Source organism: Aquihabitans sp. G128 (genome assembly GCF_019048865.1).
Taxonomy (GTDB): domain Bacteria; phylum Actinomycetota; class Acidimicrobiia; order Acidimicrobiales; family Iamiaceae; genus Aquihabitans.
Window position 1 is genome coordinate 4,212,892 of sequence record NZ_CP077604.1, and the last position, 13,037, is coordinate 4,225,928.

General features: G+C 67.4%; 13 protein-coding genes. 7 read left to right on the forward strand and 6 right to left on the reverse strand.

What is annotated here, in order from left to right; all coding sequences use genetic code 11:
- Window positions 1–27: 27 nt before the first annotated feature.
- The 5 genes from KSP35_RS20220 to KSP35_RS20240 all read right to left on the reverse strand — a co-directional run bounded on the left by KSP35_RS20220 (window position 28) and on the right by KSP35_RS20240 (window position 4,233).
- Entirely contained in the window at window positions 28–1,587 is a 1,560-nt protein-coding gene (locus KSP35_RS20220) for a hypothetical protein (protein ID WP_216997570.1), read from the reverse strand.
- A gap of 47 nt (window positions 1,588–1,634) precedes the next feature.
- Window positions 1,635–2,354, reverse strand: a complete 720-nt coding sequence (locus tag KSP35_RS20225) for a helix-turn-helix transcriptional regulator (protein WP_216997571.1) — start codon at window positions 2,352–2,354, stop codon at window positions 1,635–1,637.
- Window positions 2,355–2,382: 28 nt separating this feature from the next.
- On the reverse strand, window positions 2,383–3,078 hold the full coding sequence (locus KSP35_RS20230) for an SCO family protein (protein ID WP_216997572.1): 696 nt from the start codon (window positions 3,076–3,078) through the stop codon (window positions 2,383–2,385).
- A gap of 70 nt (window positions 3,079–3,148) precedes the next feature.
- Entirely contained in the window at window positions 3,149–3,772 is a 624-nt protein-coding gene (locus KSP35_RS20235) for an adenylate/guanylate cyclase domain-containing protein (protein WP_216997573.1), read from the reverse strand.
- 155 nt (window positions 3,773–3,927) lie between these two features.
- Window positions 3,928–4,233, reverse strand: coding sequence for a hypothetical protein (locus tag KSP35_RS20240; protein ID WP_216997574.1), 306 nt, complete (start codon window positions 4,231–4,233; stop codon window positions 3,928–3,930).
- A gap of 515 nt (window positions 4,234–4,748) precedes the next feature.
- Between KSP35_RS20240 and KSP35_RS20245 the strand changes: the two genes are divergently transcribed.
- The 6 genes from KSP35_RS20245 to KSP35_RS20270 all read left to right on the forward strand — a co-directional run bounded on the left by KSP35_RS20245 (window position 4,749) and on the right by KSP35_RS20270 (window position 11,252).
- Window positions 4,749–5,225, forward strand: a complete 477-nt coding sequence (locus KSP35_RS20245; RefSeq protein ID WP_216997575.1) for a hypothetical protein — start codon at window positions 4,749–4,751, stop codon at window positions 5,223–5,225.
- A gap of 100 nt (window positions 5,226–5,325) precedes the next feature.
- Window positions 5,326–5,538 carry a heavy-metal-associated domain-containing protein gene (locus KSP35_RS20250; protein WP_216997576.1) on the forward strand — a complete coding sequence of 71 codons (213 nt, stop codon included), beginning with the start codon at window positions 5,326–5,328 and terminating at the stop codon, window positions 5,536–5,538.
- Window positions 5,535–6,497, forward strand: coding sequence for a hypothetical protein (locus KSP35_RS20255; RefSeq protein WP_216997577.1), 963 nt, complete (start codon window positions 5,535–5,537; stop codon window positions 6,495–6,497). The genes KSP35_RS20250 and KSP35_RS20255 overlap by 4 nt, the downstream gene beginning before the upstream one ends.
- Complete coding sequence (locus KSP35_RS20260) at window positions 6,494–8,803, forward strand: cation-translocating P-type ATPase (protein ID WP_216997578.1); 2,310 nt, start codon at window positions 6,494–6,496, stop codon at window positions 8,801–8,803. The genes KSP35_RS20255 and KSP35_RS20260 overlap by 4 nt, the downstream gene beginning before the upstream one ends.
- Window positions 8,804–8,851: 48 nt before the next feature.
- Window positions 8,852–9,133, forward strand: coding sequence for a metal-sensitive transcriptional regulator (locus tag KSP35_RS20265; RefSeq protein WP_305853090.1), 282 nt, complete (start codon window positions 8,852–8,854; stop codon window positions 9,131–9,133).
- 40 nt (window positions 9,134–9,173) lie between these two features.
- A complete protein-coding gene (locus KSP35_RS20270; protein ID WP_371748624.1) occupies window positions 9,174–11,252 on the forward strand; it encodes a heavy metal translocating P-type ATPase in 2,079 nt (692 codons plus the stop codon).
- 110 nt (window positions 11,253–11,362) lie between these two features.
- Here the strand turns inward: KSP35_RS20270 and lgt are convergent, their stop codons facing one another.
- Window positions 11,363–12,217 carry a prolipoprotein diacylglyceryl transferase gene (lgt, locus tag KSP35_RS20275; RefSeq protein WP_216997579.1) on the reverse strand — a complete coding sequence of 285 codons (855 nt, stop codon included), beginning with the start codon at window positions 12,215–12,217 and terminating at the stop codon, window positions 11,363–11,365.
- Between the two features lie 176 nt (window positions 12,218–12,393).
- Here lgt and KSP35_RS20280 point away from each other — a divergent pair, with 176 nt between their 5' ends.
- Window positions 12,394–13,002 carry a DUF305 domain-containing protein gene (locus KSP35_RS20280; RefSeq protein WP_216997580.1) on the forward strand — a complete coding sequence of 203 codons (609 nt, stop codon included), beginning with the start codon at window positions 12,394–12,396 and terminating at the stop codon, window positions 13,000–13,002.
- The last annotated feature ends 35 nt before the right edge of the window (window positions 13,003–13,037 follow it).

Genomic DNA, 13,037 nt, shown 5'->3' on the forward strand with positions numbered 1-13,037 from the left:
GCCCGGCGGGCTACTCCGAGGCTGAGATCAGGACCTCGCCACGCCCGATCCGACAACTGGGCTTCGTGCGGTCGTGGTTGAAGTGGCCTTTGCCAGCCGGACACACGCAACGACCAGGCCGGCCACGAGGAGCAGGACCACTGCTCCCGCCAGAAGCTGGCCGCTTCCCGAGGTCGCGGCTGGGGGGACGTAGAGGGATCGCCGCTGGCTCGTGGTCTGGTGCTCCTTGACCGGTACCCAGGCCTCGAGCTTCTGGCCTGAGGTGTCCACGAACTCGACATACACGAACCAGCGGCCAGCGCTCATGCCGCTGATCTTGCCGACGAACTGGCACGACCGATCAGGGGATGGACTGCTTCGGAGTGGTCCGGTGAGGACTACCCCGGATCGTCGGGCGACCGACCGCGTAGGAGTCAATCCATCGCACGGCTCGGGAACGGTGAGCGAGATCGAAGCGACGGCCGTTGACCGTGTGACGTTCATGTTTGCTATTGATCGCTCGGTGCCTTGGCCTGGATCGTGCGCGGTCGCTTGATCCGCTGCTGCGCCCATGGCGACCATTGCCATGAAAGCGACGAGGAGGGACTTGAAGCCGATCGACCGGACCTGCGGAGCGAACGACCAATCCCCGTGGATCCAGCCGACGAGGGTCGCAGCGGCGAGCGAGAGCGCAACCGCCAACGGCAGTTGATCCAGCGGAACCAGCGCGGCCACATCGGCTTGCGCCTGCAAGGCGGGCCACCAGATCAACGGAGTTAGGCAGGCGGCCACCGCCAGCCGGAGCCGTAGTGGCCGGTGGCCAACCGACGCTGCGACTCCAACTGCCAGGAGGATCGGTGGGACGAACGACCCGGAGAATCCTGCTGACGGGAGCCCGGTCGCCACGATCGCTCGCAACGCCGTGTACAGGGCCGCTGCCTGCAGAGGCCGCCACCTCCCGGGCCAGAGATCGTCGATCAGCGCGAGGGCCAAGCAAAGGCCGAGACTGGCCACGGGCAGGTACCAGAGCACCGAGAACTGCGGCACATCAGAGTCGTACTCGAGGACGGGGATCTGGAGCGCTCCGATGACCCCGCACGCCGCGAACAGCCGTGCGGCATCCGCGCCTTGGCCTGTTGTGGATCGGAGGCCGGCCAGCACCCCGACGGATAGGCACAGAGTCCCTGCCACGGCGAGCAGATGGGGCGGAGACCAGAGGACCGCGTCGCGTCCGTAGAGTTCGTGCCACGCGTTGTCGAGCGGCGCACTCGCAAGCGTCACGAGACCGCCGATGCCAGCGATCAACAGCGCCGGGTCCGCCGCGAGCGCTCTGACATTCCGCAGACCTGCTGATCTCCAGCGGGTCACGGCCCACGCGAGCACCGAAAGCGAGGTGATGAGGACGCCGCCGTAGAGCAGGAGATGGGGTGCAATCGCGAACTCGTCGCGCCCCTTGTCGGTGTGCCAGGCATCGTCCCAGTAGGTCGCGCCCAAGGCCATGACGGCACCAACGGCGGCGACAAGCCCAAGTCTCACAGGCATCGCGCCGGGTCGGTCTGGCATCGCGCCGGGTCGGTCTGGCATCGAGGCGAGGGGTGCTTCGGTCATTGCACGATCCTCGACCCAGGAGGCCTGGCCGTGCTTGAACGAATCGGCTAGATCGAGAGTCGCCACCGGGCGATGCGGGCTACGTCTGACGGTGCGATCCCGAACATGCGGCGGAAGGTGCGATGCAGGTGAGAGCTGTCTGCGAACCCGGCCGCGTGTGCCGCACTGGTCAGATCCTGCGCCCGGGCCGTGGCCGAAGCGGCCAGCTGGAGCCGCTCCCACAAGACCCAACGTCCGAGTGGGATCCCTCGAGCGGTGCTGAACCGATGGGAGAGTCGGCTCGGCGAGATCGACAGAGCGGCGGCGATGTCGGTGAGGCGGATCGGCCCCGGGAGTCGCTTCCGGACTTCCTCCGCCGCAGCGGCCACGAGCTCGTCGGCCGCAAGAGCGCCAGCCGATCCGAGTCTCGCGAGGAGGAGTTCGACCTGTTGTTCAGCCAGCCCCGAACCGAGACCGAGTCCGAGCGACTCAGCAGTCCGGGCCCAAGCGGCCGGGTCGGGCGCAGACACAGTGGAGACGAGCGTCGGCTCGAGATAGGTCATCACCGCAAACTGGCCTTCGGCGGTCAGCTGGTGCGCTGCGTCGGCCGGGATCATCAGCAATCGGGCCGTCGTGATCGCACCAGCTGCGCTCCTCACCTCGACCGACTGGAGCGCGTCGATGATCTGGACGGCGTGATGTGCGTGCGTCTCCGTGGAGACGACGGGCCCTTCGTAGCGAAGCCACCCCGATCCGAGGACGATCTCGCCGATCCAGGATCCCGTCATGGCCTTGTGACCGGTCCGGAATGCACCGCTACCACTGACCCTGCGCCAGGCGCGGGAGGTCTTTGCGCCACTGGTTCTGGGAGACGTCGTGGTTGTAGAGGCGATGTGAAACGTTGTCCGGGCTGAACACGAACACCCGAGCCTGATGTCCGACCTCTCCGCCGACGGGCGTCCCGGGCTGGGCGAAGACGACCGGTGCCATCTTCAGATCGCTGATCGCCTGGTCGATCTGGTCGGCCTCCCCGGTGAGGCCGACGAAGGAGTCGTCGATGCCAGCCAGGTACGAGCGCAGCGCCTCCGGGGTGTCCCTGTCTCGATCCACTCCGACGAAGAGGACGAGAGCGTCAGAGCCGGGTCTCCGTCCCAGGGTGCGCTTCGCTGCGGCCATAGTGTTCAAGAAGATCGGGCAGACGTCGGGGCAGTTCGTGTAGCCGAAGAACAAGACGGTGAGCCGTCCTTCGGTCGCACGTCTGAACGGGAACGGGGCCCCGTTGAAGTCGATGAGATTGACATCGGGCTTGTCGAACGGGGGGTCCAGCAGGCTGCCGGCCCAACTCGGGTCCGATTCACGGTCCACCGCCTCGATGGAGTCGCCGGTGCAGCCAACCAGTCCGACGGTGACGACTGCGGCGCCCAGTCGGAGGATCTCGCGCCGTTTCCAGCCGCGTGGTGGACGCCGCGAATCTGGGTCCCGGGCTCGCGCTGACTCAGCAGCTTCGTTCATCGGTGGGGTTCCTGTGCCTTCAAGGTCTCGCTACTACGCAATGTAGGACAGGGCTCGGGTCGGCCTGAAGTCAGACCTCGGGCATGAACGCAACCGGGTTGGCCAGGAACCGGCTCGCGCACTCCGGGGAACACAGGTACCAGACCGTCCCCGCCATGGTGATCGCCGCGATCTCGCGGCCCACCGCCAGGCGCATCTTGCAAACCGGGTCGATTCGATAGCTGGGTGTGCGTACCGTCGTGAGCTCGAACAGCTCGAGTTCCTCGGCGACGTTCTTGAGCTTCCTGTGCCCGATCGACGTTGCGATCTCTACGGGGAGTCGTCCGGCCACCGCCGCAGTGGCCAGAACCTGCCCCCCTGCTGCTTGGCCGGCGACCCTAGAAGCGATGTTGACCGTTGCGCCATAGGGATCGCCTCGCCGCCACGTCAACGGTCCGTGATGCAGGCCCGCTCGAAGTTCCGGGAAGGTCAGGTCCCGCGACGTCCGGTTGACGATGCGCAGGATCGCCGTGACCGCCTGAGCCGGGTCGTCGAACACGAGCAGTCCTGCGTCGCCGATCATCTTGAGGAGCCGACCACCATCGGGAAGGTCTCGGGTCAACGTCTCCTCGAAGAGGTCGATCAGCTCGACGGCATGGTGGTCGCCGTGCGCTTCGGTCACCGCGGTGAACCCGGCAAGGTCGACGAAGGCCACCGACGCCTCGTCAGGTTCGAACGGGGGAGTGATGGGGAGACGGTGGATCGACATGAACCTAGGTCAAGTGGAGTTTTCGGCCGGCGACGGATCGACCTGGGCGGTGGCGCTCATGCCCGACGCTCCGGTCCGACCTCGGTGATCACGGTACGAGGTCAAGCGGGCTGGTCGAGGGCACCGAACCACCATGCACTCGAGGCCGCGACCAGCAACCCGACCAAGAACCAGATGTGGCCACCGAAGGCATGGATGTTGCCGATGTCCGCCTCGCAAGAGATGAACAGCGAGACGCCGCCTATGAGGAGCACGGCGCCAACGGCCTTGTGCCAGCCCGGTCGGAAGATGTAGGTGAATCGCTTCGGTGGGGTGTAGCGCTCCGACGCCCCCACCCCAGGCTCCACCGTCACGGTCCGACGGCGTGGACCTTGGTCCGGTTGCCGGCTGCGCTTCTGCTTCTTCATCTCGTGCCATCCTTCGGGTGTTGGTGTGCGGAGGCGGAGAGGCTGTCGTCGGACGGTGCTGGGGACTGGCACCTTCGAGGCTCGACGCCCGCAAGGCTGAGCAACGCAGCCACCGCCAACGCCCCGATGCCACCCGAGATGATCAGGTGCGCCCCCGGCCGCTGGCTCGCCGCCCCCCAGATCCCAGCGAAGCAGGCTGAGCCACCAGCAGCGAGGAGCGCCAGCTGCCACCGATCGGACACCTGCGGGAGCCTGCCCGCCGCGACCGACGTCGCGACGGCGAGCACGACGAGGACGGAACCCACGACGATTCCGCCAGCGAGGACTGCGCCGGCGGAGACGGCCCCGACCAGCACGAGCATCGGGATCCCGCAGCAGAGCGCACATGCGGTGACGCCCCCGGCTCGGGCAAGGACACCGGCGCCGCCGTTTCGGTTTCGGTTCAGCTGCATCCGTGCTCTCCTGCGTTCAGGCAGATGATACTACAGTGCGTAGTAACTCATCGAGGAGGCATCATGCCAGTTCGTATCCCGGTCCTGCCGCTCCGCGGCCGCCGAAAGGCTGGCCCGAAAGAGTCCGGGCTCCGATGGTTGGAGTTTGGCTCTACTGCCGTTGCGTTGGGGGTTCTCGCGCAGGCGACGCTCGCCGGTCAGATTTTGACCGGGAGGCACTGGCTCGTGGCAACCCATCGGATCCTCGCCGAGGTGCTGCCGGTGCTCGCTGCGGGTCTCGTGCTGCTCGGTTGGAAGCAGCGGATGATCGACCCAGCACGGGCGTGGCTCGTGTGGTCCCTGTCGGCGGCGCTGGTCGTTCTGGTCGCACAGACGGGTCTCGGCTTCGTAGGGCGCTCCTCGCCAGCGGCCATCGCCATTCATGTTCCCCTCGGCGTAGCGCTACTTGGGATCTATGTGGTCGTAGCGACTGCTGCCCGGGCACTTCGATCTCCCGGATGGCGCCGCGCTCGTGGTCATGGCTTCGAGGTCGCCTCGTGACGCCGTCGGCGCCCTCCTTGGCAAATTGCTTGGCCGAGGTTGATACCCCTAGGGGGTACGGGTAGGGTAGGTTCTACCGACGACGAAAGAGTCAATTGCCATGAGCACCAGCAACGCCACCTACAAGGTCCAGGGAATGACGTGCGGTCACTGCGTGAACTCGGTCGCCACCGAGATCAGGCGCATCGACGGCGTGACCGCCGTCGAGGTCGATCTGGCCACCGGCACAGTGATCGTCTCCAGCTCCGGTCCCATCGAGGATGACACCGTGCGGGCCGCCGTGGACGAGGCGGGTTACGAGGTCGTCACATGAACGTTGCGACCAAGCTCGGCGCCTACAGCGCTTCGCTCGTGCTGGTCTTCGCCGGCGCCCTGGCACTGGGATCTGCTGTTGGACCCATCGGCGGATCGAATGGTGCAAGCCACGGAGCGATCGGCCAAGACGAGGCCACCAGGGGTGGACACGACATGGCGGCCAAGGAGGTCGACCAGGCGGCGGGGCTCCAGATCTCCAGCGACGGCTACACGCTGGTACCGACGGCGACGGTGTTCGAGCCTGGCCGTGCAGTCGGCTTCTCCTTCCGCATCGACGGGCCGGACGGCAAGCCGGTCGACGACTACAAGAAGCTCCACGACAAGGAGCTCCACCTGATCGTGGTCCGCCGTGACCTGTCCGGCTACCAGCACGTCCACCCGGTCCGCGACACGAACGGGACCTGGACGGTGCCGCTGGACCTGGCCACCCCCGGTACCTATCGGGTCATGGCGGACTTCAAGCCCGCCAGCAGCGAGACCATGTCGCTCACGCTGGGCGCCGACGTCACCGTGCCAGGCAACCAACGGACCACCCCGCTTCCCGGGCCGGCCTCGACCGCCACCGTCGACGACTACGACGTTACCCTCGCAGGAGACCTCGTGGCCGGCGAAGAGTCCACTCTCACCCTCTCGGTGTCCAAGGACGGGGAACCGGTCGAGGACCTCCAGCCCTACCTCGCTGCCTACGGGCACCTCGTCGCCCTGCGGGGAGGAGACCTCGCGTACCTCCACGTCCACCCTGACGGTGCGCCCGGCGACGGCCGCACCAAGGCGGGTCCGGAGATCACCTTTCACGCACAGGTTCCCTCCGTCGGGACCTATCGGCTCTATCTCGACTTCCGCCACGAAGGACAAGTCCGCACCGCCGAGTTCACCGCAGAGGCCGCACGCCGCGGCTCCGACACGACGCCGGACACCCACAGCGACGGCCACGACCAGATGGACATGGGTTCATGAGCAACACCACCAGCACGAACCGAATCGACCTCGACATCACCGGGATGACCTGCGCATCCTGCGCCAACCGGATCGAACGGCGCCTCAACAAGGTCGAGGGGGTCACCGCCACCGTCAACTACGCGACCGAGAAGGCGTCGGTCACGTTCGACGAGAACGTCGAGCCTTCGGACCTGATCGCCCAAGTCGAAGCAGCCGGGTACCAGGCCCGACTTCCGCACGGTGATGCCGACGAGGCCGACGGGAACCCTGATGAGGACCCGACCCGAGCGTTGCGGACCCGGTTGATCATCTCGACGATCCTGACCGTTCCCGTCGTCGCGATGGCCATGGTGCCGCTGTTCCAGTTCGACAACTGGCAGTGGCTGTCGCTCACCCTCGCTACGCCGGTGATCGTGTGGGGAGCGTTTCCGTTCCACCGGGCCGCCTGGGTCAACCTGCGCCATGGCGCGGCGACCATGGACACGCTCATCTCCATCGGCACCCTCGCCGCGCTCGGTTGGTCGCTCTACGCACTGTTCTTCGGCGATGCCGGCATGGCGGGCATGAAGATGGCCTTCGAACTCACGATCCAGCGCGGCTCAGGCGCTGACGAGATCTACCTCGAGGCCGGTGCAGCGGTGACGACGTTCATCCTGGCTGGCCGCTACTTCGAGGCCCGGGCCAAGCGGCGCAGCGGCGCTGCCCTCGAAGCGCTGCTGGAACTCGGCGCCAAGGATGTCGTCGTCCTGCGAGACGGGCGAGAGGACCGGATCGGTATCGACCAGCTGGTGGTCGGCGACCTCTTCGTCGCTCGGCCCGGCGAGAAGATCGCCACCGATGGTGTCGTCGACGACGGGACCTCTGCCATCGACGCCTCGCTGCTGACCGGCGAGAGCATCCCCGTGGAGGTCGGCCCCGGTGATCCCGTCACCGGAGCCACGGTCAACGCTGGCGGTCGTCTCATCATCCGAGCCACGCGCGTCGGCTCCGACACCCAGCTGGCCCAGATCGCCCGTCTCGTCACCGACGCCCAGAACGGCAAAGCCGCCGTCCAGCGACTGGCCGACCGCATCTCCGGCGTGTTCGTGCCGGTCGTCATCGCCCTCTCACTGGCGACCCTCGGCTTCTGGATCGGTACCGGCGAAGGTGCAGCGGGGGCGTTCACGGCCGCAGTCGCCGTCCTGATCATCGCTTGCCCCTGCGCCCTCGGGCTCGCCACTCCCACCGCGCTGCTCGTAGGCACCGGACGCGGAGCCCAACTTGGCATCCTGATCAAGGGGCCTGAGGTGCTCGAGTCCACCCGCAAGATCGACACCGTCGTGCTGGACAAGACCGGCACGGTCACCACCGGAAAGATGGCCCTCGTCGAGGTGATCGTGGCCGACGGCACCGACCGGGACGACGTGCTGCGTCTCGCCGGTGCGCTCGAACACGCCTCGGAGCACCCGATCGCCCAGGCGATCGCAGCGAGCGCCATCGCCGAAGTAGGTGACCTCTCGCCGGTGGAGTCCTTTGCCAACCACGAAGGCCTGGGTGTCTCCGGGATCGTCGACGGCCACGCCATCGTCGCCGGGCGCACCTCGCTTCTGGCCGACTGGGCCCTGCACCTCACCCCGGAGCTCGAAGCGGCCAAGGCGTCCGCCGAGGCCAAAGCGCAGACCGCCATCGTCACCGGCTGGGACGGGCAGGTCCGCGCCGTCCTCGTGGTGGCCGACACGGTCAAGCCGACCTCGGCCGAAGCGATCCGCCAGATGCGGGACCTCGGGTTGTCACCCGTCCTGCTCACCGGCGACAACGAGGCTGCGGCGAAGGAAGTCGCCCGCCAGGTCGGCATCGACGAGGTCATCGCCGAGGTCCTGCCATCGGAGAAGGTCGACGTCGTCCGCCGCCTCCAAGGCGAGGGCCGAGTCGTGGCCATGATCGGCGACGGCGTCAACGACGCCGCCGCCCTCGCCCAGGCCGACCTCGGACTTTCCATGGGCACGGGCACCGACGCAGCCATCGAGGCCAGCGACCTCACCTTGGTCCGAGGTGACCTTCGTGCGGCGCCCGATGCCATCCGCCTTGCCCGGCGCACCCTCGGCACCATCAAGACGAATCTGTTCTGGGCCTTCGCCTACAACGTCGCCGCCATCCCCTTGGCCGCAGCAGGTTTTCTCAACCCGATGATCGCCGGAGCAGCGATGGCGCTCTCCAGTGTCTTCGTGGTGTCGAACAGCCTCCGACTGCGCAGGTTCACGCCGCTCACCAGCCACGCGGAGCCGGGGCCCGGAACGCTCGAGCTCGTTGCCGGAACCAGCCCCGAGCCAACAGTGTTGGCGTAGACTACGGTACCCCCGTACCGTATGTGACAGGTTCAGACGAGGAGCAGCGTGGCCGGATACCAGATGCAGAAGGAAGACATCCTCAAACGGCTGGGGAGGGTCGAAGGGCAGGTCCGTGGCATCAGTCGCATGATTGAGGACGACCGGTACTGCATCGATGTGCTTGACCAGGTCGCGGCGGTCACCCGAGCTCTCCAACAGGTCTCCATCGGCCTCATGCACGACCACCTCAGCCACTGCCTCGTCGAAGCCGTCGCCAACGGCGGCGACGAAGCCACCAGCAAGATCGACGAAGCCACAGCAGCAATCGCGCGACTCGTGAAGTCCTGACCGACCAAGGCCGCCCCAAGCGGCCACTGAGGAAGCCACCATGGCCACCCACACAGATCACACTGCCAGCACTGGCAACGGTCACGTCGAAAGGCCCGATCACGACGGCCACGACCCAGACGTCGCCGCCAATGAGCAGGCCGGACATGGCGCTCATGCTGGTCATCACGTGGAGATGTTCCGGCGGCGGTTCTGGTGGAGCCTGTTGCTCACCGTGCCGCTGGTCGCCACCAGCCACATGGTCATGGACTGGTTCGGCTACTCCCTGGACTTCCCGGGCATGGGCCTGGTCGGGCCGGTGCTGGGCACGTTCGTGTTCCTGTGGGGCGGCTGGCCGTTCCTGACCGGCGGGGTCCAGGAGGCCAAGGCCCGCCAGCCCGGGATGATGCTGCTCATCGCCATGGCGATCACCGTCGCCTACGGGGCGTCGATGGCCACGTCGCTCGACTGGTTCGACCTCGACTTCTGGTGGGAGCTCGGCGCCCTCATCTCGATCATGCTGCTCGGCCACTGGCAGGAGATGAAGGCCCTCGGCCAAGCCCAGGACGCCCTCGCCGCCCTCGCTGCCCTGCTGCCCGACGAAGCCGACCGCATCAACGCCGACGGCTCGACCGAGACCGTCCCCGCCGGCTCGCTCACCGTCGGCGACCTCGTCCTGGTCCGTTCCGGGGGCCACGTCCCGGCCGACGGGGACATCACCGAAGGTGAAGCCGAGCTCGACGAGTCGATGATCACCGGCGAGTCCCGCCCGGTCGCCAAGGCGCCCGGCGACCACGTCGTCGCCGGCACGATCGCGACCGACTCCTCGATCCGGGTCGAGGTCACCGCCGTCGGTGACGACACGGCCCTGGCCGGCATCGGCCGGCTCGTGGCCGAAGCCCAGGCCTCCGGGTCCCGGACTCAGGTCCTGGCCGACCGCGCCGCTGCGCTGCTCTTCTACGTGGCCACCACCTCAGCCGTCATCACGGCCATCGCCTGGTCTCTGGTCGGCGACCCGAACGAGGCCGTGGTCCGGGTCGTGACCGTGCTCGTCATCTCCTGCCCCCACGCCCTCGGGCTCGCCATCCCGCTCACCACGTCGCTCTCCAGCGCCATGGCCGCCCGCAACGGCATCCTCATCAAGGACCGCTTGGCCCTCGAAGCCAGCCGCACCCTCGACGCGGTCCTCTTCGACAAGACCGGCACGCTCACCAAGGGCCAGCACACCGTCATCGGCACCGCCGCCGCACCCAGCTCGACCAACGACGACGTCCTGCGCATCGCCGCCGCCGTCGAGGCCGACAGCGAACACCCCCTCGCCCGGGCCATCGTCCGTGCCGCCGACGACGCGGGCGATCACGCCCAGGCGACCGACTTCCGCTCCATCACCGGCCGCGGCGTCGAAGCCACCGTCGACGGCGGCCGCTTTGCCGTCGGTGGCCCCGCCCTCCTTCGCCAACGAGACCTCACCACCCCCGCAGAACTGACCGACGACATCGACGCCTGGACCAGGCGTGGAGCTGCGGTCCTCTACCTCGTCCGAGACTCCACCGTCATCGGGGCCCTCGCCCTCGAGGACGAGATCCGGCCCGAGGCCCGCGAGGCCATCGAGGCCCTGCACCGCATCGGGCGGCGCGTCGTCATGATCACCGGTGACGCCCAGCAGGTGGCCGACGCCGTCGCCGCCGACCTCGGCGTCGACGAGGTCTTCGCCGAGGTCCTCCCCGAGGACAAGGCCAACAAGGTCGCCGAGCTCCAAGGGCGAGGACTCAAGGTCGCCATGGTGGGCGACGGCGTCAACGATGCCCCCGCCCTCGCCCGAGCCGACGTCGGCATCGCCATCGGCGCCGGAACCGACGTTGCCATCGAATCCGCCGGTCTCATCCTCGCGAGCTCCGACCCACGCGGCGTCGTGTCCATCATCACCCTCGCCAAGGCCACCTACCGCAAGTCCCTCCAGAACCTCACCTGGGCCGCCGGCTACAACATCATCGCCATCCCCCTCGCCGCCGGAGCACTCCAGTGGGCCGGCGTGTCGATGCCCCCCGCCGTGGGCGCCATCCTCATGAGCGTCTCCACCATCGTCGTCGCCCTCAACGCCCAGCTCCTCCGCCGGGTCGACCTGCGGTCGGGTTCCTGAGCCAGGCCTTGGCCGGTGGCAGGACAGGTTCTCGTGTCATCACCGACGCGCTCATGCAAGGCCCGCGGGAGGGCCGTCCGGGGTGTACGCCTCGCGTGGTCCTCACGTCGTCACCTCCGGCGGTCGACTTGGTCGGCGTGACCTTCGACCGACAACGGGGGCGAGGTGCGAGGTGCCACCTCCCCGCGTCCCGTCAGCCGGAGTGCAATCGCGGCGCCGACGATCGCAATTCCGCTGACCCAGAGGTTGATGCGAATGCCGAAGACGAGCGAGGCGGCGTCGGATCGAAGCGCTTCGACCCACAAGCGACCGACCCCGTAGCCGAGTACGTAGAGGCAGAACAGCTGACCGCGACGCAGCGTGGCTCGGCGGCCGAGCCAGATCAGACCGGCGGCGAGCGCGAGGTTCCACAACCCCTCGTAGAGGAAGGTGGGATGGAAGGTGGCGGCGTCGAGGTAGCGCGTAGGCCGGTTCTCGCGATCGATGCGTAGCGCCCAGGGCAGTCCAGAAGGGCGGCCGAAGACCTCCTGGTTGAACCAGTTGCCCAGTCGCCCGATTGCCTGCGCAACCGGCAGGGCCGGCGCTACGGCATCAAGCATCTCGGGAACGCGAACGCCGCGCCGCCTGGCGATCCAGACCCCCACGACGACGCCACCGGCGATGCCCCCGGGTATCCCGAGGCCCCCGTTCCAGATGGCGAGCGCCGCTCCCCAGTCTGCCCGATAGGTCTTCCAGTCGGTGGCCACGTGATAGGCCCGTGCTCCGATCACGCCAGCCGGCACCGCCCAGAGCGCAATCGTTCCGACATCGTCTGGGTCCCCTCCTTGGGCCTGCCACCGGCGAGTGGTCATCGACACGGCTGCGATGACGCCCAAGGCGATCATCAGGCCGTACAAGCGAAGCTGCAGTGGGCCGAGGTGCACCGAATCGAACGGCGGACTCGGGATGGCGCTGAGCACCGTCATCCCAGCGCCGGGTTCAATCGGCCGCGGAGCCTGGCTCGGCGCGTCTGGGTGATAGCGGGGGCGACGTGGATCACGAAGCAAAACTACTACACTATGTAGTTGAGAAGCTCCCCGCGACGTAGCTGCTACAGGGCGTCGTAGATAGCCTGAAGTCCAACCCTTCCAAGGAGATCTCCGTGAAACGCATCATCGCCGCCCTGTTCGCCGCCACCCTTCTGCTCGCAGCGTGCGGGGGCTCCGACTCCGCCGGGTCCGGTTCCGGCTCGGGCTCAAGCGCGTCCGCCGACTTCAACGATGCCGATGTGGCCTTCGCCCAAGGGATGATCCCGCATCACAAGCAGGCCGTCGAGATGGCGGATCTAGCGCTCAAGAACGCCAGCTCTGACAAGGTGACCGCTCTGGCCAAGAAGATCAAGGCGGCCCAGGATCCGGAGATCAAAACCATGGAGGGCTGGCTGTCGGACTGGGGGCAGTCCGAGACCACATCGTCCTCAGACATGGGCGGAATGAATCATGGGTCTGACACGACCATGGGGAGCGACATGGGCGGCATGGGAATGATGTCTGACAAGGACATGGCGGATCTCGAAGCGGCCACCGGGTCAGAGTTCGACACGATGTTCCTCAAGATGATGGTCAAGCACCACAAGGGCGCTGTCGAGATGGCCAAGATCGAGAAGGCCGACGGTCAGAACGCCGATGCCAAGGATCTGGCCGACAAGATCATCGCCGCCCAGGAGGGCGAGATCACGGAGATGCAGGCGCTCCTCGACGGTGGCGTCTGAGATCCGCGGCGGGAGGGTGGTCGCCCGTCCCCTCC